The sequence below is a fragment of the Bacillus sp. FSL L8-0152 genome, assembly GCF_038006365.1.
In the GTDB taxonomy this organism is placed as follows: Bacteria; Bacillota; Bacilli; order Bacillales; family Bacillaceae_G; genus Bacillus_A; species Bacillus_A cereus.
On record NZ_JBBOVB010000001.1, the window covers coordinates 5439492 to 5459375 of the forward strand.

Sequence of the window (19884 nt, forward strand, 5' to 3'; positions counted from 1 at the left end):
AAATGATAGCATACATATCTTCCTCAAAAATATGCAAATATGCATATATTGTTTTTATTTCTCAATGTCAGAATATTGAAAAACAAAAGACGCGAAGGTAAAATAAAGTCATTATCCGTCTTCTTTTGTCAGTCACAGAGAATAGAAGAATAGGAGAGGAAAAAATGAGAAAATCATTGAAACAAAAAATAGTAAGCTCTTTGCTTGCTGTATCACTCGCTGTTAGCTTAGCTCCAATTGGGCAAGCAAAAGCGGATTCCACGTCAGAGGTTACACAAACTCCATCTATTACAAAACAGATTGATCCAAACCGCGCAATTGAACATGTTCGTTTCTTATCTGAAACAATTGGTCCTCGACCCGGTGGAACAAAATCCGAAGAATGGGCTTCTCGTTACATTGGTATGCAGCTTAAATCGATGGGCTATGAAGTAGAATATCAGCCATTTCAGGTTCCCGATCAGTACGTTGGATTCATTGAATCACCACTGTCAATAAAACGTAATTGGCAAGCTGGTGCTGCTCCTAATTCACTAATTTCTACAGAAGCTGTTACAGCTCCCCTTATCTTTGTTCAAGGTGGGACAAAATTAGAAGATATTCCAAATGAAGTAAACGGTAAAATTGTTTTATTTGAAAGAGGAACGACAATTACAGACTATAATAAACAAGTTGAAAATGCTGTTAGCAAAGGTGCAAAAGGTGTTCTTTTATACAGTTTAATTGGCGGACGCGGAAATTATGGACAAACCTTCAATCCCCGCCTAACGAAAAAGCAATCTATCCCTGTCTTTGGTCTTGCTTATGCGCAAGGAAATGCATTTAAAGAAGAAATCGCTAAAAAAGGGACAACAATTCTTTCCCTAAAAGCGAGACATGAATCTAAATTAACATCTCTAAATGTTATCGCCAAAAAGAAACCAAAAAAGAGTACCGGTAATGAAAAAGCAGTCGTTGTAAGTTCGCACTATGATAGTGTTGTCGGAGCACCTGGCGCAAATGATAATGCTTCTGGAACTGGATTAGTATTAGAACTAGCTCGTGCTTTTCAAAATGTAGAAACTGATAAGGAAATTCGTTTTATTACCTTTGGTTCTGAAGAGACTGGCTTACTTGGCTCCGATTATTACGTTAATAGTCTATCCCAAAAAGAACGCAATCGAATTTTAGGTGTCTTTAACGCAGACATGGTTGCAACAAATTATGATAAAGCAAAGAATTTATACGCTATGACACCTGATGGCTCTACAAACTTTGTAACAGATGCTACCTTGCAAGCAGGTAAACAACTAAATAATGACCTCGTCCTACAAGGTAAATTCGGTTCTAGTGATCATGTTCCATTTGCTGAAGCTGGTATTCCTGCTGCTCTATTTATTTGGATGGGTGTCGATAGTTGGAATCCATTAATCTATCATATTGAAAAGGTATACCATACACCTCAAGATAACGTATTAGAAAATATTTCACCTGAACGAATGAAAATAGCATTAGACGTTATCGGAACAGGGGTTTATAACTCGCTTCAAAAACCTGTTACTCAAACTGAACAGAAAGCTGCTTAATCAATAAAAGACCACTGATTTTTATCAGTGGTCTTTTATTGAGAAAAAATATATATGCATAAAAGCATATTTTATCCTCCTCATTATCGTATACAATATTAACTGTAACAATATCGATTACAACTTATAAGGAGGCTTTTTCTATTATGAAAAAAATGATTTTAGCAGGTGCGTTAACTTTAGCAGGAATTACCGGCGCTACCGCGTTTATTCCTGAAACAAAAGTCGCTGCTGCCGCTCAAGAACAAAGCTTTACAAAATTTTATTCTTTGCAAACTGGAGGTAGTTCTGAACAAGAACCTGTTTTCCTTCAAAAGGGACAAGAGTTAACAATTCAACCTAACAGCAAAACTCCTAGTTACAGTGTTTATGACTCAAATCATAACCTTATTGGACGTTATTCTGATGGTTACGGCCGAATTTTCACTGCAAAAACAGATGGAAATATGTACGTTCAATTTCATGCACCTTACGTTTACTATAGTCCTGTTAGTTTTTCTGTTACTTATACAATCCAATAAAATAAAGGGCCTTTCTCAAGGGCCCTTTATTTTGCTTCCCAATTCACTTTTACAAAACCATCTTTCACCATTACCGTACCAATCGGTATATTTAATATTTCACTCATTTCCTTGTAAGAATATTGTTCATAGTAATAGAGTACGAGTACCGTTTTATATTTTTCATTTAATAACTGTATTACTTCCCGTATCATTTCCGCTTCCACTTTTTTAATAAATTCTTCTGATATATTCACTTCATCTGCGAAATCTATTTCTCCACCATCTTCTTTATGAAACAAATCCAATATTCGATCTTTCCACCTTTTTTTCTTACGATAAAAATCATAAAACGTACGAACACAAATTGTAGTAATCCACTTTTTATAATTATCCACATAAGAAAGTTGGTGCCTTGATGAAAAAACCTTTATCCACGTCTCTTGAAAAATATCTTCCGCATCTTCTTTCGTTTTCGCTAACTTATAGCATAAGGAATATATTTGCTGCTTATATATATCAATTAATTCTTCTACCTTTTCTTCCATCATAAGCCTCCTGTCATTTATATAAGACGACGCAAATTATCCTTTTGTTTGATAAAATTTTATTTTTTTATTATCTCCATACAAAAAGGCAATCACAACATCGTGTGATTGCCTTTTACTGAAAGCGAAAAATCGGCTCCGCTTTGCTAGAATACTCGGTGGCTTCGTGCCTTCCTCCGAGGCAAAGTACGCCTCTCTGTCAGGAGCTCCATCCCCCTCCTATTCTAAACGAGCCGCTTTCGCTTTTCTTAATTACATTTTTTCTGGTGCAGATACTCCTACGATTGCTAATGCATTTTGAAGTGTAGTGCGTACTGCTTTCATTAACTCGTAACGAGCTTTACTTAATTCTAAGTTATCTTGGTTCAATACTTTTTCTGCATTGTAGAAGCTGTGTAATGCTGCTGCTAATTCAAATGCATAGCTTGTAATGCGGTGTGGCAGACGTTTTTGTGCTGCATCCGCAACTACAGCTGGGAATTCACCAAGTTTTTTCAGTAACTCTACTTCTTTCTCAGAAGTAACAAGTTTGTAATTCACGTCTCCATCTGCAGCTAATCCTAACTCTTCACCTTGACGAAGGATACTGCATACACGAGCATGAGCATATTGTGCATAGTATACTGGGTTTTCATTAGATTTTGATACAGCTAAGTCCATATCGAAGTCTAAATGAGAATCACCGCTACGCATCGCGAAGAAGTATCTCATTGCGTCCACGCCTACTTCTTCCATAAGCTCACGAAGTGTAACTGCTTTACCTGTACGCTTACTCATTTTCATTTTTTCACCATTTTGGTACAGTTGTACCATTTGGATGATTTCTACTTCAAGTGTTTCTTTATCGTAACCTAGCGCTTGAATAGCAGCTTTCATACGAGGAATGTAACCGTGGTGGTCAGCACCCCAAATGTTGATTAACTTATCGAAACCACGCTCTAATTTATCACGGTGATAAGCGATATCTGGCGTTAAGTATGTGTAAGAACCATCATTTTTAATTAATACACGGTTTTTGTCGTCACCGTAAGTCATTGAACGGAACCAAGTTGCTCCGCCTTCTTCAAAGATTTCATCACGCTCTTTTAATACAGCAAGTGCAGCATCAATTTTTCCGTTTTTGTATAATGATGTTTCTGAGAACCATACATCAAATTTAACACGGAAGCTCTCTAAGTCTTTTTGAAGTTTTGCTAACTCATATTTCAAACCATATTCACGGTAGAATTCATAGCTTTCTTTTTCATCAGCTTTTGCGTAACGATCACCAAACTCTTCAGCTAAACGTTTACCGATTCCAATGATATCCGCACCATGGTAACCGTCTTCTGGCATTTCTTTCTCTAAACCTAATGCTTGCATGTAACGAGCTTCAACAGAAAGAGCTAAGTTATGAATTTGGTTACCAGCATCATTAATATAGTACTCACGAGATACATCGTATCCTGCTTTTGCTAATACGTTACATAAAGTGTCACCTACTGCCGCACCACGTGCATGTCCTAAGTGAAGGTCACCTGTTGGATTCGCAGATACGAACTCAACTTGTACTTGTTCACCTTTACCAGTGTTCGTTTCACCGTAAGCTTCACCAGCGTTTACGATTGTTGGAATTAAATCTGTTAAGTAGCTATTATCCATATAGAAGTTAATAAAACCAGGACCAGCGATTTCGATTTTTTCAATAGAAGCTTTTGCTTTATCGAAGTTTGCAACTAGTTCTTCTGCAATCATACGAGGTGCTTTTTTCGCAACGCGTGCAAGTTGCATTGCCATATTTGTAGAGAAGTCACCATTTGTTTTATCTTTTGGAGATTCTAATACAACGTTTGGAATCTGTTCTTCTGTCGCTAATTCTGCCTTTAATACAGCAGCTTGAATTTCTTCTTTAATCAATCCTTTTACCTGTTCTAAGGAATTCATTATTTTGCCTCCTTCAAATTAATTGTAATTGTATATCTGCCAGCTTCTTGTTCACTTAGAAGCAATGCGTACGTTAAGAAGAGTTGTCCTTTTTTCTTTTCATCCGACCATTTAAAAAGAACGTTATCAGTTTTCGTTTGCAGTGCAAACGTACCAAGTTCACTCGTATACGTACCCGTTGTCCATTCACCTTTCACATGCGTCTGACGCATAGAAATAGCACCTGAACGCATAATGAGAACTTGTTCATCTTGAATTTTAATAATTGTTTTCACTTCGCCTTGTTCGTTCGGCTCCTGGAATGTTACATATGTACCTTGACCTTTTACATAGTATTGACCATTTGCTTCAAAAGCAACGGTTTCCTTCCTCGCCCCTTCACGGATTTCTGTTACGAAATGAACGTGTACCGGCAAGCCTGCAAGTTGTTTCTTCACGTCTTGCACACCTTTCAAATGTTATAGATATTAAATACTACTTATAATAAATCACTTTTCCTATCATATCAAAAAAAGACGCTGTCTGTCTGCTGAAAAATCAGGAAAACTCCATTTCAAAAAATAATTCACTTCTACTTTATTTCATGTGATAAAATATTTTTTAAATCTAAATATTCTTTTAATTATAGAGGTGAATTCAGTGATACCAACAAAGTAAAAAAAGGGTGATGAAATACGCGTGATTTCACCATCCTGTAGTTTAAGTATTGTTTCAAATGAAAATAGAAAACTTGCTACAAAAAGATTAACTGACATGGGCTTTCAAGTTACATTCTCAAAATATGCCGATGAGATAGATCAATTTGCTTCCTCTTCTATTTCTTCCCGCATTCAAGACCTCCATGAAGCATTTGGAGACCCTAATGTAAAAGCTATTTTGACGACACTTGGCGGATACAACTCCAATGGTTTATTGAAACATCTCGATTATGATCTAATTCGTAAAAACCCGAAATTTTTCTGTGGTTATTCTGATATTACTGCCTTAAATAATGCAATTTACACAAAAACAGGGCTTGTTACATATTCGGGTCCCCACTTCTCTTCATTTGGAATGGAGAAAGGGCTCGAGTATACAAACGATTACTTTTTACAATGCTTAACCACTAATGAGCCTATTGAAATCATTCCGGCGGAAACGTGGAGCGATGATTCTTGGTATATGGATCAGGAAAATCGAGAATTTATAAAAAATGAAGGGTATGTTCCAATTCAAGAGGGGGAAGCGACAGGAGAAATTATCGGTGGCAATATGAGCACACTTAATTTACTACAAGGCACACCATATATGCCAAACTTAAAGGGCAAAATTTTATTCCTTGAAGAAGACAGTTTAACAGGAAAATCAACGCTTAAAACTTTTGATCGCTATCTACATTCCCTTATGCAGCAACCTGATTTTGAACATATAACAGGTATTGTAATAGGAAGAATGCAAAAAGAAGCAGAATGTACGATAGCGGACATTCAAGAAATGATTTCTTCAAAACCTGAACTTGCACATATTCCTATCATTGCAAATGCAAATTTTGGACATACAACTCCAATTTTTACTTTTCCAATTGGTGGAAGTGCCAAAATCATTTCTAACAAAGAAAATACATCTATCACTATTTTAACGCACTAAAAAAGGAGCGAACGATTCGCTCCTTTTATGATTTTTCTATTTTTTGCAATGCTTTTTGCGGGATTGACTCTTTCGTTATTTCAGCCCATCCTTTTCCTTGCATACCTTTTGCATAAATTTTTATAAAAGCACCTGCATGCAATTCACGATTTACCATTCTTTTAATAATTTGTTGCTTTCCGTCCTCTGTATACCCTTTAAATGTATACAAATATTCACCGTCTTTTTTCTCACCTTTATCTACAACCGCATAATAATCTTGTATTTCTTTATTTGAAAAGAAGTTGTCTACAAAAGCATGTACACCTTCTGTTTTTGTGTTTAAATAATATGCTGTTCCCCCTAAAATGATGGCGAATACAGCTAAAACTTTAATTACCAATTTCATACATGCGCCTCCTGTTTGCACTTCTTTCTCACTAGTATTATATCTATACTTGTATTATACGGAAAAGAGCATACTATACTCTATCTAAAAGTCTTACACTTTCCTTACATTATTGTAAGGGATTTTTTCTTAAAGCAAGTTCCCAAGAAAAAATTTTTCCGTTTCATACACTTTTATATTATTATTGAATGATACGAATTTTTATTACAAAAATCAAAGGAGACAGTTTTCAAATGGCTATCTTGCAAGGTTTAGCACTATTACTTGTTGTACTTTGTCTATTTACACTTTTCAGTTACCGTGCGCCTTACGGAATGAAGGCGATGGGCGCTTTAGCTAATGCAGCAATCGCAAGTTTTCTTATTGAAGCATTTCACCGTTATATAGGTGGAGAAATGTTTCATAATGACTTTTTACAATCAGTAGGAGAAGCTTCTGGTAGTATGAGCGGTGTCGCAGCAGCGATTTTAGTCGCATTAGCAATCGGTGTTTCCCCCGTATACGCTGTTTTAATTGGTATCGCTACTAGTGGATTCGGTATTTTACCAGGATTTTTCGCCGGATACGTTTGTGCCTTCGTCGTGAAATTTCTCGAAAAGAAATTACCGGCTGGTGTGGAATTTTTAGCAATCCTATTTATCGCTGCACCAATCTCACGTGGAATGGCAATGCTTATGGATCCGCTCGTTAACGCAACACTTGGTAAAATCGGTTCTATGATATCAGTTGCAACTACAGAAAGTCCTATCATTATGGGTATTATGCTTGGTGGATTAATAACAGTTATTTCTACCTCTCCACTGAGTTCTATGGCACTAACTGCAATGCTTGGATTAACAGGTTTACCAATGGCAATTGGTAGTCTTGCCGTAGCAGCCTCAGCCCCGATGAACTTTATTTTCTTTAAGCGACTAAAAATTTGCTCAAAGAAAGACACAATCGCTGTAGCAATCGAGCCTTTAACACAAGCAGATGTTGTTTCAGCAAATCCAATTCCAATTTATGCAACAAACTTCGTTGGCGGTGCACTTGCCGGTATTATTACATCGCTATTCCAGCTTGTTAATAATGCACCAGGAACAGCATCACCAATTCCAGGTCTTCTTGTCCTATTCGGATTTAATGACGTTATAAAAGTAACGATTGCTGCTGTACTATGTGGAATCGTTACCACTATTGTCGGATACATCGGGTCTATTGTGTTCCGTAAATATCCGATCCGCTCTGCTGATGAAATTCGTGGAGTTACTTCGGAAGAGAAGGTTGCATAAGAAAAAGAGCTATTCCCATCGTTTGAGAATAGCTTTTTTTGTGTTGCGTAACGGTAAATGAAATTATATCGGCGATTTTTTAAATATATCGACTTACCGACACATAACGACAAAGTAAGAGCCCTCTAATCATATAGAGGGCTCTTACTTTATCTAGCTGCAGCGGCTAGAATGATCGGTGGCTTCGCTTCTTCCTTCGAGGCAAAAAGAGCCTCTACGTCTGAAGCTCCATCCCCCTCACATTCTGAGCGAGCCGCTTCCGCTTTTATTTCTATCCAGTTACGCCTCCTAGACCCTTGCGTCTAAGAACCTTCCCTGCCAAAAGGTAAAAAGCACCTTTTGCAGGAAAGAACCTTAGTCACCGGGTCTAAACAGTCGGCTTCACTTTTATTTTACCCAACCGAGCAGCATTTCCCGCACGAATTTGCTTGCTGCGACTGGTGTTTGATCACTATGGTCGTAGACTGGGGCTACTTCTACTAAGTCTGCTCCAACTACATTTATATTTGAATTTGCAATTGCTACGATGGAATCTAATAATTCTTTAGATGTGATACCGCCAGCTTCTAACGTTCCTGTTCCTGGAGCGTGAGCTGGGTCTAATACATCAATGTCGATTGTGACATAGACTGGGCGTCCAGCAAGTTTCGGTAATACTTCTTTTAACGGTTCTAATACGTCAAATTTATATAAGTTCATACCTACTTCTTTCGCCCATTCAAATTCTTCCTTCATTCCAGAACGAATTCCGAAAGAATATACGTTTTCCGGACCAATTAAATCACACACTTTACGAATTGGTGTAGAGTGGGATAAAGGCTCCCCTTCATACGATTCACGTAAATCAGTATGAGCATCCATGTGGATGATTGCTAAATCCGGATATTTTTTTGCCATTACCTTAAAAATTGGCCAAGACACTAGGTGCTCACCGCCGAGACCTAGTGGAAACTTATCGGCATCTAAAAGTTTTGATACATACTCTTCAATCATGTCTAAGCTGCGTTGTGCGTTTCCGAATGGTAATGGGATATCACCCGCATCAAAATATTTTACCTCTTCTAATTCACGATCTAAATACGGACTATATTCTTCAAGACCGATTGATACTTCACGAATACGTGCAGGGCCAAAACGAGATCCTGGACGGTAACTTACTGTCCAATCCATAGGCATCCCATAAATAACTACCTTTGACTCTTCAAAACTTGGATGACTTTTAATAAATACTTTACCTGAATAAGCTTCATCAAAACGCATATTCTTTTCCTCCTTATGTGGAACTTAAGGTATCCCAACCTTTCACTATTTCTCAAATTTGGAGCGAATTGCTCCTCTTTCTCGATTTACCGGGTCTTCTTTTTAACAACAAGAAGACGATTTTCTCTACAGAAGTGTAAGTAGCTAGCATGTTCAAGTCTTCTGGACAAACACCTTAAATGAGCTACTCACACTTTATTTGTTCAAGCTCGATTTTCTTACTTAATTAAATCGCCAACAAATTTCGGTAATGCGAATGCTGCGTTGTGTAATTCTTTTGTGTAGTATTTCGTTTCGATTTCGTGGAAACGCTCTTCACTTACTTCTAATGGATCATGTTTTTTAGATCCAATTGTGAACGTCCAAAGACCACTTGGGTATGTTGGAATATTAGCTGTGTATAAACGAGTAATTGGGAAAATTTCTTTTACATCTTTAAACACAGTCGTAATTAACTCTGGTGTGAACCAAGGGTTGTCCGTTTGTGCAACGAAAATACCATCTTCTTTTAACGCTTTTGAAATTCCAGCGTAGAAGCCTTTTGTAAATAGGTTTACTGCTGGTCCTACTGGCTCAGTAGAATCTACCATAATTACATCGTATTCATTTTCGCTTTCTGCGATATGTAGGAAACCGTCTCCTACTTTTACTTCTACACGCTCATTATCTAATGCGCCTGCAATTGATGGTAAGTATTGTTTAGAGTACTCAATTACTTTTCCATCGATTTCAACAAGAGTTGCTTTCTTTACACTTGGGTGTTTTAACACTTCACGAATAACACCACCATCACCGCCACCAACAACTAATACGTTTTCAGGGTTAGGATGTGTAAATAAAGGTACGTGCGCTACCATTTCATGATAAACGAACTCATCTTTTTCTGTTGTCATAACCATGCCATCTAAAATAAGCATGTTTCCGAACTCTTCCGTTTCAACCATATCAAGTTTTTGGAATTCTGTTTGCTCCGTATGTAATGTGCGGTTAATACGCGCCGTAATCCCAAAATGTTTTGTTTGTTTTTCAGTGAACCATAGTTCCATCGTACAATCACGCCTTTCAATGCAAATTTATAATAGGGACATCATTAATGTCCCCTAACAAAAATAAAACAAAACATCCAAAATGTATAGTTAAAAGTACAAAAATACCGAAAATATATTTTAGTCAGAGGGTTCTAACATATATGTATAAAGAAAACCCTTTCTTAAGAAAGGGCTTTTGTCTCTATTTCTACTGGTTTACGAATTGGAATTAGGATCATAATACAACCAACTAACACCACAATTCCACCTACTAAAAACGGGCTTTGTGGTGAAACAGTATGACCGATAATTCCTGATAAAATCGGAGCAATTGCGCCCCCTAACCAACGAACAAAGTTATAAACACCTGACGTAACAGATCTTTCATAAGGTGAAATATCCATTACATAACTTGTATATAATGCATTGTTTAAGCCAGATGCTAATCCTGATAAAACGATAAGAGTAATTTGTAACCACATAATTTTCACAAAGAATAGTGCAATTAAGAAAATCGCAAATACAAGTAAACTACCCTTCAATAATGTTTTTGGTTCATATTTCCCTTCTAGCTTATGTGCTAAAATTGCAGAACCGTAAGCTAACGCTAATCCCCATCCGCAAAATACAAAGCCTAATTGAATAGCTGATAAATGCATAATAAGTGGTGAATATGCTAACACAACGAAAAATCCGTAGTAGTATAACATTCCTGAAATCGCACCTTGCATAAACGGTTTATACTTCACCAGGTTAAGTAATTCTCCTACGCCAGCAGCCTTACGCTTCACTTTTCGCTCCGGTTCTTTTACAAAAAAGAATACTAAAATAAATGCTAAGAAAATTAAAATACTCGTCGCGAAAAATGGATAACGCCAAGAATGTCCACCTAATATTCCACCCAATAACGGCCCCCCAGCCATACCTAAGCCGATCGCTGCTTCGTATAATCCTACTGCTTCATGAACTTCTTTACTTAATGCTATTAACAGCGTCATTGCTGTAGCAAAAAACATCGCATTTCCTAATCCCCAACCAGCACGGAAAAGAGATAATTGAGCAATCGTTTGCGATATACCGCATATAAACGCAAATACAGTCACAATCGCAAGACCGATTGTCATCATCCGTTTATCACCAAATCTTGATGCAAATATACCAGCTGGTAACATCATGATTGCCATCGTTAAAATATAAGCAGTAAATAACATTTCAACTTGCCAATGCGTTGCACCAATTTTCTCTGCAATAATCGGCAAAATTGGGTCGACTACTCCTATACCCGAAAAGGCAAGGAAGGTAGCCACCACTGTAATCAATCTCCCTAGTTTTTGTTTGCTCTCCATTTTGATTACTCTCCTTTTGTGCTCTCTAAAAATGTTACTGCACGATGTAAACTATCTTCAAGTTCTGCCTTTACACGTTGCATTTGCTCCATTTTTTCGTCTAACGTTTGCACTTGTTTTTCAAGCATATCTTTAATTTCTTGAATCACTTCACGATCACGAGGGTTCTCGCTATTTCTTCTTTGCTCCATTCTTTCTTTTAGTGATAAGAAATGCTGCATTTCTTGAAGTGTGATTCCTAGCACTTCTTTCGCTTCTACAATTCTTTTAATTCTGGCAATATCCTCATCCGTATACAGACGAATATTCCCCTCACTACGTTCTGGGGGATGAATTAAACCAATTTCCTCATAATAACGAAGTGTACGTTTTGTTAAACCGACTTGCTTTGTTACTTCATCAATTTTATACATGTTTATTCCTCCCTTCACTTGATTATTACATTTTACGTTAACGTTAACTTTTCTGCAACTGTTAGACTTTTGTAAATGTTTATCATATTCAATTGTATTTTCCCTAAAGCAGTTTCATAATGAAAGAAAAGAGATAATAAGGAGAATTTCACATGAGTAAACCACTTATTTTCGCTCACCGCGGAGTAAAAGGTACACATCCCGAAAATACGATGATTGCCTTCCAAGAAGCAGAACGCATTGGCGCTCACGGGATTGAACTCGATGTCCACTTATCAAAAGATGGTGAACTTGTCGTAATTCACGATGAAACCGTCGATCGTACAACAAATGGCGTTGGACTTGTTTCGGAAAAAACGGTAGAGGAACTACAATCATTGGACGCTGGTAGCTATAAAGACCCTTCTTTCCATGAAGCAAAAATCCCAACGTTGCGTGAGATTTTCATTTGGCTTTCCACAACGAACTTACAACTAAATATTGAATTAAAGACAGATGTTATTCATTACCCAAATATTGAGGAAAAAGCTGTTGCACTTGTGCGCGAATATCATCTTTCTAATCAAATTGTATTTTCATCATTTAACCATGACTCTGTTTCATTATTAGCAGAAATTGCTCCTGAAATCCCAAGAGCAATTTTATATGATACACCGATTGCTGATCCAATTGCCGAAGCAAAACAGAGAAAAGCAAGTGGATTACATCCAAACTTCCAGCTATTAACGAAAGAATTTGTGCAATTAGCACAAGAGCAAGGATATGTTTTCCGTCCATATACAATTAACGAATACAAAGATTTACAAACTATGATTGATTATGGTGTAGATGTCATCATTACCGATTGGCCAGCACGTGCCTTTGAGCTCCTTTCTTAATGGAAGGAGCTTTTTATTTTCGAAATTTCATTGTTTAAAATAAATGAAAACCCTCAATACTAATACAATAACGCTTGTATTAATGAGGGGCTGAAAAAAGATGGATCAGACTATGAATCCAAAACTTAAAAAATATAAACGTCTTTTCTTCACCGCAATGTTTTCTTGCGTCCTTTTCTTCGTTTTTTCTTTTTTTGTTATTATTATAGTCGCAAAAATTATGGGACCTCCTCCTGTTGCGGTCCCGCAAACAAGCGTCTTTTACGCAAACGATGATACTGTTATTGGACAAAGTAATGAAATTCAAAAACGTTACAATGTATCTCTCAATGAAATTTCTCCTTATGTAAAAGAGGCGACACTATCTATCGAAGACCAACGATTCTACAAACATCACGGCTTCGATGTGAAACGGATTGCGGGTGCAATTGTTGCTGATTTAAAAGCGATGGCAAAGGTACAAGGAGCTAGTACAATTACACAACAATACGCGCGTAATCTGTATTTAGATCATGATAAAACGTGGAAACGGAAATTATTAGAGGCAATGTACACTGTCCGCCTTGAAGTAAACTATAATAAAAATCATATTTTAGAAGGATATTTAAATACAATTTATTACGGACATGGCGCTTATGGAATCGAAGCTGCGTCCCGTCTATATTTCGATAAAACAGCAAAAGATTTAACATTAGCAGAAGCTAGTATGCTCGCAGGTATCCCGAAAGGGCCAAGTGTCTATTCTCCCTTTTTGAAAGAGGATCGTGCTAAAGGACGACAAGCTCTCATATTAGATGAAATGGTCGAACAAGGATATATTACGAAGCAACAAGCAGCCTTAGCGAAGAAAGAGCCACTAACTTTTGCCTCATTAGATACGAAAAAAGTAGCAGAGGTCGCACCATATTTCCAAGATGCTGTACAAGCTTCGCTTCTTCGTGATGTTGGATTAGACGAACAAGCTTTACAACGGGGTGGCTTGCGAATTTATACAACGCTAGACCCTAAACTACAAGCTGTAGCAGAGCAAGCTGTAAAAGATCATATACCTGACACAACAAACATACAAACTGCTCTCGTCTCTATGAATCCAACGACAGGTGAAGTGGCTGCTCTTGTTGGCGGAACTGATTATACTACGAGTCAATTTAACAGGGCTACACAAGCCGTTCGTCAGCCTGGTTCTACATTTAAGCCATTTCTATATTATGCAGCATTAGAACGAGGATTCACGCCTGCTACGCGCTTAAAAAGCGAATATACTGTATTTACTTTAGGTGACGGCGTTTCAAAGTATAAACCAAAAAACTATAAAGATTATTATGCAGATGATTTTGTAACGATGGCACAAGCTCTCGCAGTCTCTGATAACATATATGCTGTAAAAACGAATTTATTTTTAGGAGATGACGCACTCGCAAAAACAGCAAAACAATTTGGAATTACAAGTGCATTAAAAGATGTGCCTTCTCTAGCTCTCGGCACATCACCCGTAAAACCAATTGAAATGGTTAACGCTTATAGCATGTTCGCAAACGGTGGAAAAGAAGTAAAACCTACTTTCATTCGCCGCATTATGGATCATGAAGGAAATATATTATACGATGCTCATTTAGAGAGTAAACAAGTTCTCGACAAGAGCAAAGCGTTTGTAATGGAAGAAATGATGACCGGTATGTTTAATAAGAAACTAAGCAGTTATGCTGCTGTAACTGGCCAATCGATGTTATCAAAATTATCAAGAACATATGCCGGAAAATCTGGTTCTACTGAAACGGATAGTTGGATGATCGGATTTACTCCGCAAATCGTAACAGGTGTATGGGTCGGATATGATCAACCTAAATCTATTTCAAACGTAGCAGAACAAGGATATGCGAAGAAAATATGGACTGATACGATGGAGAAAGGCTTAGATGGACAGCCCAAAAAAGAATTTAAACAACCAGGTGACGTCGTAGCGGTTAGTATCAACCCAGAGAACGGTAAAATTGCTACAAAAAATTGTCCTATTTCTGTGAAAATGTATTTCGCTAAAGGTACCGAACCGACTGAATATTGTATGGATCACGTCGATGATAAAGAAGAATTTGAAAAAACGACTGAAGAAAAGAAAAAAACAAGTTGGTGGAAAAAATATCTTCCTTGGTAAAAAAATAGCTGACGGGCATCCGTCAGCTATTTTTTATTCACTTAATAATGCACGACGCAATTCTTCACTAGATTCGTTCCAAATCGCTTCATTATGTTCTTTCAAGAACGTACCAAGTACTTTTTTAGATGATTCATCCATATGGTCAACCATAATGTGACGCTTCATTGATTTATCCATTTTGTTTACGTGTTCTGGAAGTGATTTATATCCGCGACGAATTTCACGGTCTACTGTCATTTCACAAGCTGTTACACCTGCGTAATAAGCACCAGTTGCAGTTCTTTCAATCGTTACCCAAACAAGCCAAAATGGTTTTCCGTTTGGAACTTCATCTTTATTTGTTAAAAACTTAATACCTTTTTCTACTGTACTACGCGCATGCATCGCACCGATATCAACGAATGCGGTTTTCTCTAGTACATCAACAAATACAGGTGAAATGTTTTCTAGGCTTAATGCCCCAACACCAAATCCACCATGTCCATCTGTTGAATCATTTTTCACGATATTAAAACCGATTTTTTTCTTTTTCTCTGTCATATGTAAAATCCTCCTCACTTAAAAATTATAAAAGGCCAAAAATAGGCGCAATGATACTTTGTAAAAACATTAATACATGCGGAATAACTACCTGGAAAATAGGTTGAATTGTGTAATTACTAAGCGGTGTAATAACGAGAATTAATAACGCAATCGCTCCATATTTTTCATACTGTGTCATTTTCGCGCGAATATTTGCTGGTGCTAAATCTTCCACTACACGATACCCATCAAGTGGCGGGATCGGTAATAAATTAAATACAAGTAAAACAATATTTAACATAATAAAGAGCTCAAAAAACTTTCCTAATGTTTCAGCTACTGCAACTGGAACTGCATCTAACACTCCAAATACTGCTAAGCTATACAAAATAATTAAACCAATTGCACTTAAAATTAAGTTACTAATCGGCCCTGCAATTGAAACTAATATGCCTGCAAGACGCGGTCTTTTAAAGTTATATGGGTTAACAGGAACCGGTCTTGCCCAACCGAATCCAAGAATTAATACTGCAATCAAACCGATAGGGTCTAAATGAGCCATCGGTGATAACGTTAAACGCCCTTGTCTCTTTGCTGTATCGTCCCCAAATTTATATGCAACATATGCATGTGCAAATTCATGAACGGATAATGCAATAATAATCGCCATTGCTACCAACGGAATTTCGTGCAATGGATATCTAAATAACTGATCCATACTTCATCTCCTCTTCCATATGTCAAAAAAAGAAATTATTTGTTTTTTCGATTGTTCTTCCCCATAATCCGCTATAATAAGAGTGTAACTTACATAAAAGGAGCGATTGTACATGCCATACGTAACAGTGAAAATGCTAGAAGGACGCACAGAAGAACAAAAGAAAGCCCTTGCTGAGAAAGTAACAGCAGCAGTAAGCGAAACAACTGGTGCTCCTGAAGAAAACATCGTTGTTTTCATCGAAGAAATGTCTAAGAATCATTATGCAGTTGGCGGAAAACGCTTAAGCGACAAATAATTTCAAGTTTTTCATAAGAAGCAGCCACTAGCTGCTTCTTATTTCTTTCCTTCTAACAACTCAATAATTCTCTCTTTATATTTTCCTTTTCTTCCATCTTCATAGATTAAATCATGTGGATAGAATAGCTTTTGGTCCGTTCTTTTCTTACCTGTAATCGCCTCAACAATATCCGATTCACGTGAAAGCTCTCTAAGCTCTCCGTTTGGCATAAGAAGTAGGATTGGCAAACGCTCTTCTTCTTCTCCTGCACGATAAAAGTCATACGGTAAGTCTGATGTTGAATCAACTACTAAATAATACTCCGGATCAAGTCCAATCTTTTTAAATAAACTACTTAATTCCATCCAATTATCTAAACCATGTTTATCTGTAAACTCTACATATTTAAATAGATTTCGATTCATAAAACGGCGGCATAGATCGCTTAAAATTGGATCTTCTTCTTCCTGCCATACTTGGAAGTAGTAATACATAACGTTCTCGTCTAACTTTAAATAATCCTCTACTGTTACTTCTTCTTCAAATAAAGAATAGAAATGAACAGGATGATTTTTAAATGTATAATACTTCTCGTGCAATGATTTAGCACGGTGTAAAATCTTCGTTAAAATAACTTCTGCACTTCGCGTTACCGGATGGAAATATACTTGCCAATACATTTGATAACGACTCATAATGTAATGCTCAACAGCATGCATACCACTATTTTTAATGACTACTTGATCCCCATACGGGCGCATTACACGCAGTATACGTTCCATATCGAAGTTTCCATACTTTACGCCTGTAAAATAAGCATCTCTTAATAAATAATCCATACGATCCGCATCAATTTGGCTCGAAATCATACTAATTGCTAATTTATTAGTAGACGTTTTTGCAATTACATCTGCTACCTTTTGTGGAAACTCCTTATCAACACGACTTAATACATCATTAATCTCCGTATTGCCAACAATAATCTTTTGCGTAAATTTCTCATGATCTAATGAAAATACTTTTTCAAACGAGTGAGAAAATGGGCCGTGACCGACATCATGAAGTAATGCCGCACATAAACATAACAATCTATCTTCAGCATTCCAATTTGGTCTGCCATCAAACACATCATCAATCATACGACGAATAATTTCGTATACACCTAACGAATGAGTAAAGCGACTATGCTCTGCACCGTGAAATGTAAAAAATGTCGTTCCAAGCTGCTTAATACGGCGCAAGCGTTGAAATTCTTTCGTTCCGATTAAATCCCAAATAACACGATCACGCACGTGCACATATTTATGTACTGGGTCTTTAAACACTTTTGTTTCGCTGAGTTTGTCGTTTAAATATACCACTTTCCGACATCCCCCTTTCTTTACTACATTCTTACTTTATATTATAAACGAAATGAGAAACAGAAAGAAATGAAAGACTGTATTAATTACCTTTATAAAAAGAAAAAATCACCTTTACCGAAGTAAAAGTGATTTCCTTTATACATTATTTACCTAAAACGAATTCAGCAACTTCGTCTAAGATCATATCTTTCCCTAATGGGAAGTAACCTTTGTTTAAGTCTTCATTTTTAATTGTGAATACGTGGTTGTTTTTAACAGCGTTCATGTTTTTCCAAATTGATTCTTCTTGGAATTCTTTTAAGCGCTGAGAACCGTCACCAGTTGTAAATACGAATAAGTAATCTGGGTTGTAATCGATTAAAGCTTCTTTTTGTACTTGTACTAGTGGTTTATCAGTTGGTGTACCTTTAACTGCTGGTAGTTTTAAATCATTAAAGATTACGCTACCGTAACCGTAGTCACCGTATACGCGGAAAGCATTTGGATACGCAGCCATTTTCATGAATGTTGCTTCACCAGTTTTAGCGACGATTTTGTCATGTAATTTGCTTGCTTTTTCATCATACTTTTTGAACCATTCTTTTGTTTCTTTTTCTTTACCGAAGATTTGACCTACTTCTTCGAATTTTGGACGCCATTGATCTAATGGAGTGTTTAACATAACTGTTGGTGCAATTTTAGATAATTGATCATAAATCTTTTCTTGACGATTATTTACAAGAATTAAATCTGGTTTTGCAGCAGCTACTGCTTCGATGTTAATTTTATCGCCCCAAGCAGAACCAACTGGTTTAACGTCTTTTAGTTTCTTTTCAATATGTGCATCAATTTTTTCTTGAGATGTATTAGCAGTAATAACCGGTTTCATACCGAAAATTAATAATTCTTCTGTTGAACCACTAAGGTCAGCAATTTTCTTTGGGTTTGCAGGAATTTTAATTTCCCCTTTTGCATGTTTTACAGTGCGCTCTTCAGTCTTTGCATCTGCTTTCTTTTCTTCTTCTTTGTTAGAACAAGCAGCAAATAGTACAGAAGTCACAACTAATACCATTGCTAATAGTGCCATTTTAAAATTCTTCATGTTCCCACTCCTTCTAGCTGTATTTATCTTATAAGTTGCAATGAACTATAAGAAACGAAGATAACAATTAATCAATATATTTTTATTAATTGTTGTTAATACCCCATTCTAACGGGCGTTCAACTTCCCATTCTTATATAAGAAGCTCAACGTCCATTAGAAGTCCCCCCTCTTCACGAGGGGGTTCTACTTAAGCTTTTTTACGCAATTGATTACTAATCATCGCTAAATCATATGTTAAGCAAATTGGCTTACAGTTTACTGGACATGGAACGATTTGAGCTTCAATCTCAAATACGTTACGAAGTGTTTCACTTGTCATAACTTCATCTGGTGTTCCTTGTTTCATTAACTTACCTGCTTTTAATGCAATCATATGATCTGAGAAACGAGAAGCGTGGTTTAAGTCATGGATAACCATAACAATCGTTCTACCTTCTTCTTCATTTAACTTTTTCAATAAGTTTAATACTTCTAATTGATGAGCCATATCTAAGTACGTTGTTGGTTCATCCAATACAAGTAATTCTGTTCCTTGTGCAAGAGCCATTGCAATCCAAACACGTTGACGTTGACCACCAGATAGCGCTTCTGCTGGACGATTCGCAAATTCTTTCATTCCTGTCACTTCAAGTGCCCAGTTAATGTAGCGATAATCCTCTTCTTTCAACGTGCCAAACCCTTTTTGATGAGGGAATCTTCCGTATGACACAAGCTCAAATACAGTAAGACCCGTTGGTACTTCTGCAGTTTGTGGTAAAATCGCCATTTTCTTTGCAATTTCTTTCGTTGGCTGTTTCTCAATTGCTTTTCCGTCAAGATAAACAGTACCTTGTTTTGCCTTCAAAATACGAGACGCCGTTTTTAATAATGTGGACTTCCCACAACCATTTGGCCCAATAATTGTTGTAATTTTCCCTTCCGGAATTTCAACTGTTAATCCATCAATAATTAAACCTTCATTATAGCCAACAGATACCGCATCAACCGCTAAAGTTGCCATACGAAAAGCCTCCCT

The 19884-nt window shown here is 36.9% G+C and carries 20 protein-coding genes; 7 read left to right on the forward strand and 13 right to left on the reverse strand.

What is annotated here, in order from left to right; genetic code table 11:
* Positions 1–164: 164 nt before the first annotated feature.
* Together MHH27_RS27655 and MHH27_RS27660 are read left to right on the forward strand one after the other, a co-directional pair.
* Positions 165–1565 (forward strand): M28 family metallopeptidase, encoded by a 1401-nt coding sequence (locus MHH27_RS27655; RefSeq protein ID WP_090978307.1) that lies wholly within the window; start codon positions 165–167, stop codon positions 1563–1565.
* 146 nt (positions 1566–1711) lie between these two features.
* On the forward strand, positions 1712–2086 hold the full coding sequence (locus MHH27_RS27660; RefSeq protein WP_000738223.1) for a hypothetical protein: 375 nt from the start codon (positions 1712–1714) through the stop codon (positions 2084–2086).
* 26 nt (positions 2087–2112) lie between these two features.
* Here the strand turns inward: MHH27_RS27660 and MHH27_RS27665 are convergent, their stop codons facing one another.
* From MHH27_RS27665 to MHH27_RS27675, 3 genes are all read right to left on the reverse strand, one after another.
* On the reverse strand, positions 2113–2613 hold the full coding sequence (locus MHH27_RS27665) for an RNA polymerase sigma factor (protein ID WP_340944735.1): 501 nt from the start codon (positions 2611–2613) through the stop codon (positions 2113–2115).
* Between the two features lie 252 nt (positions 2614–2865).
* Entirely contained in the window at positions 2866–4536 is a 1671-nt protein-coding gene (gene argS / locus MHH27_RS27670) for an arginine--tRNA ligase (protein WP_340944738.1), read from the reverse strand.
* Positions 4536–4973, reverse strand: a complete 438-nt coding sequence (locus MHH27_RS27675) for a DUF1934 domain-containing protein (RefSeq protein WP_000744343.1) — start codon at positions 4971–4973, stop codon at positions 4536–4538. The genes argS and MHH27_RS27675 overlap by 1 nt, the downstream gene beginning before the upstream one ends.
* Before the next feature lie 235 nt (positions 4974–5208).
* Here MHH27_RS27675 and MHH27_RS27680 point away from each other — a divergent pair, with 235 nt between their 5' ends.
* Complete coding sequence (locus MHH27_RS27680) at positions 5209–6162, forward strand: S66 family peptidase (RefSeq protein WP_340944894.1); 954 nt, start codon at positions 5209–5211, stop codon at positions 6160–6162.
* Positions 6163–6187: 25 nt separating this feature from the next.
* On the opposite strand, the gene MHH27_RS27685 is transcribed toward MHH27_RS27680, so the two are convergent.
* The gene (locus MHH27_RS27685) at positions 6188–6550 is read right to left on the reverse strand and encodes a YxeA family protein (RefSeq protein ID WP_000779932.1); all 363 of its coding nucleotides are present in this window, start codon (positions 6548–6550) and stop codon (positions 6188–6190) included.
* A 233-nt stretch (positions 6551–6783) separates the two neighbouring features.
* Between MHH27_RS27685 and MHH27_RS27690 the strand changes: the two genes are divergently transcribed.
* A complete protein-coding gene (locus MHH27_RS27690) occupies positions 6784–7821 on the forward strand; it encodes a PTS sugar transporter subunit IIC (RefSeq protein ID WP_000996313.1) in 1038 nt (345 codons plus the stop codon).
* 387 nt (positions 7822–8208) lie between these two features.
* Here MHH27_RS27690 and speB read toward each other — a convergent pair whose 3' ends face one another.
* The 4 genes from speB to MHH27_RS27710 form a co-directional block, all read right to left on the reverse strand.
* Positions 8209–9081: an agmatinase gene (gene speB, locus MHH27_RS27695; protein WP_097797084.1), complete on the reverse strand. Its 873-nt coding sequence runs from the start codon at positions 9079–9081 to the stop codon at positions 8209–8211.
* A 218-nt stretch (positions 9082–9299) separates the two neighbouring features.
* Positions 9300–10127 carry a polyamine aminopropyltransferase gene (speE, locus tag MHH27_RS27700; protein WP_000424696.1) on the reverse strand — a complete coding sequence of 276 codons (828 nt, stop codon included), beginning with the start codon at positions 10125–10127 and terminating at the stop codon, positions 9300–9302.
* Between the two features lie 164 nt (positions 10128–10291).
* On the reverse strand, positions 10292–11455 hold the full coding sequence (locus MHH27_RS27705; RefSeq protein WP_000444233.1) for an MFS transporter: 1164 nt from the start codon (positions 11453–11455) through the stop codon (positions 10292–10294).
* 5 nt (positions 11456–11460) lie between these two features.
* Entirely contained in the window at positions 11461–11868 is a 408-nt protein-coding gene (locus tag MHH27_RS27710) for a MerR family transcriptional regulator (RefSeq protein ID WP_000276560.1), read from the reverse strand.
* A gap of 152 nt (positions 11869–12020) precedes the next feature.
* Here MHH27_RS27710 and MHH27_RS27715 point away from each other — a divergent pair, with 152 nt between their 5' ends.
* Both MHH27_RS27715 and MHH27_RS27720 read left to right on the forward strand, forming a co-directional pair.
* On the forward strand, positions 12021–12746 hold the full coding sequence (locus MHH27_RS27715) for a glycerophosphodiester phosphodiesterase (protein WP_000042783.1): 726 nt from the start codon (positions 12021–12023) through the stop codon (positions 12744–12746).
* 100 nt (positions 12747–12846) lie between these two features.
* Complete coding sequence (locus MHH27_RS27720) at positions 12847–14898, forward strand: transglycosylase domain-containing protein (RefSeq protein WP_088022134.1); 2052 nt, start codon at positions 12847–12849, stop codon at positions 14896–14898.
* Between the two features lie 33 nt (positions 14899–14931).
* Here MHH27_RS27720 and MHH27_RS27725 read toward each other — a convergent pair whose 3' ends face one another.
* Both MHH27_RS27725 and MHH27_RS27730 read right to left on the reverse strand, forming a co-directional pair.
* Positions 14932–15441, reverse strand: a complete 510-nt coding sequence (locus MHH27_RS27725; RefSeq protein WP_000136683.1) for a YwhD family protein — start codon at positions 15439–15441, stop codon at positions 14932–14934.
* Positions 15442–15466: 25 nt separating this feature from the next.
* Complete coding sequence (locus MHH27_RS27730; RefSeq protein WP_000372443.1) at positions 15467–16141, reverse strand: site-2 protease family protein; 675 nt, start codon at positions 16139–16141, stop codon at positions 15467–15469.
* 112 nt (positions 16142–16253) lie between these two features.
* Here MHH27_RS27730 and MHH27_RS27735 point away from each other — a divergent pair, with 112 nt between their 5' ends.
* Positions 16254–16439, forward strand: coding sequence for a 2-hydroxymuconate tautomerase (locus MHH27_RS27735; RefSeq protein ID WP_001147171.1), 186 nt, complete (start codon positions 16254–16256; stop codon positions 16437–16439).
* A gap of 38 nt (positions 16440–16477) precedes the next feature.
* Here MHH27_RS27735 and MHH27_RS27740 read toward each other — a convergent pair whose 3' ends face one another.
* The 3 genes from MHH27_RS27740 to MHH27_RS27750 all read right to left on the reverse strand — a co-directional run bounded on the left by MHH27_RS27740 (position 16478) and on the right by MHH27_RS27750 (position 19869).
* Positions 16478–17782, reverse strand: coding sequence for an HD domain-containing protein (locus tag MHH27_RS27740; protein WP_000262741.1), 1305 nt, complete (start codon positions 17780–17782; stop codon positions 16478–16480).
* 145 nt (positions 17783–17927) lie between these two features.
* The gene (locus MHH27_RS27745; protein ID WP_000787724.1) at positions 17928–18866 is read right to left on the reverse strand and encodes an ABC transporter substrate-binding protein; all 939 of its coding nucleotides are present in this window, start codon (positions 18864–18866) and stop codon (positions 17928–17930) included.
* 190 nt (positions 18867–19056) lie between these two features.
* On the reverse strand, positions 19057–19869 hold the full coding sequence (locus MHH27_RS27750; protein ID WP_000212068.1) for an ABC transporter ATP-binding protein: 813 nt from the start codon (positions 19867–19869) through the stop codon (positions 19057–19059).
* Positions 19870–19884 lie beyond the last annotated feature (15 nt).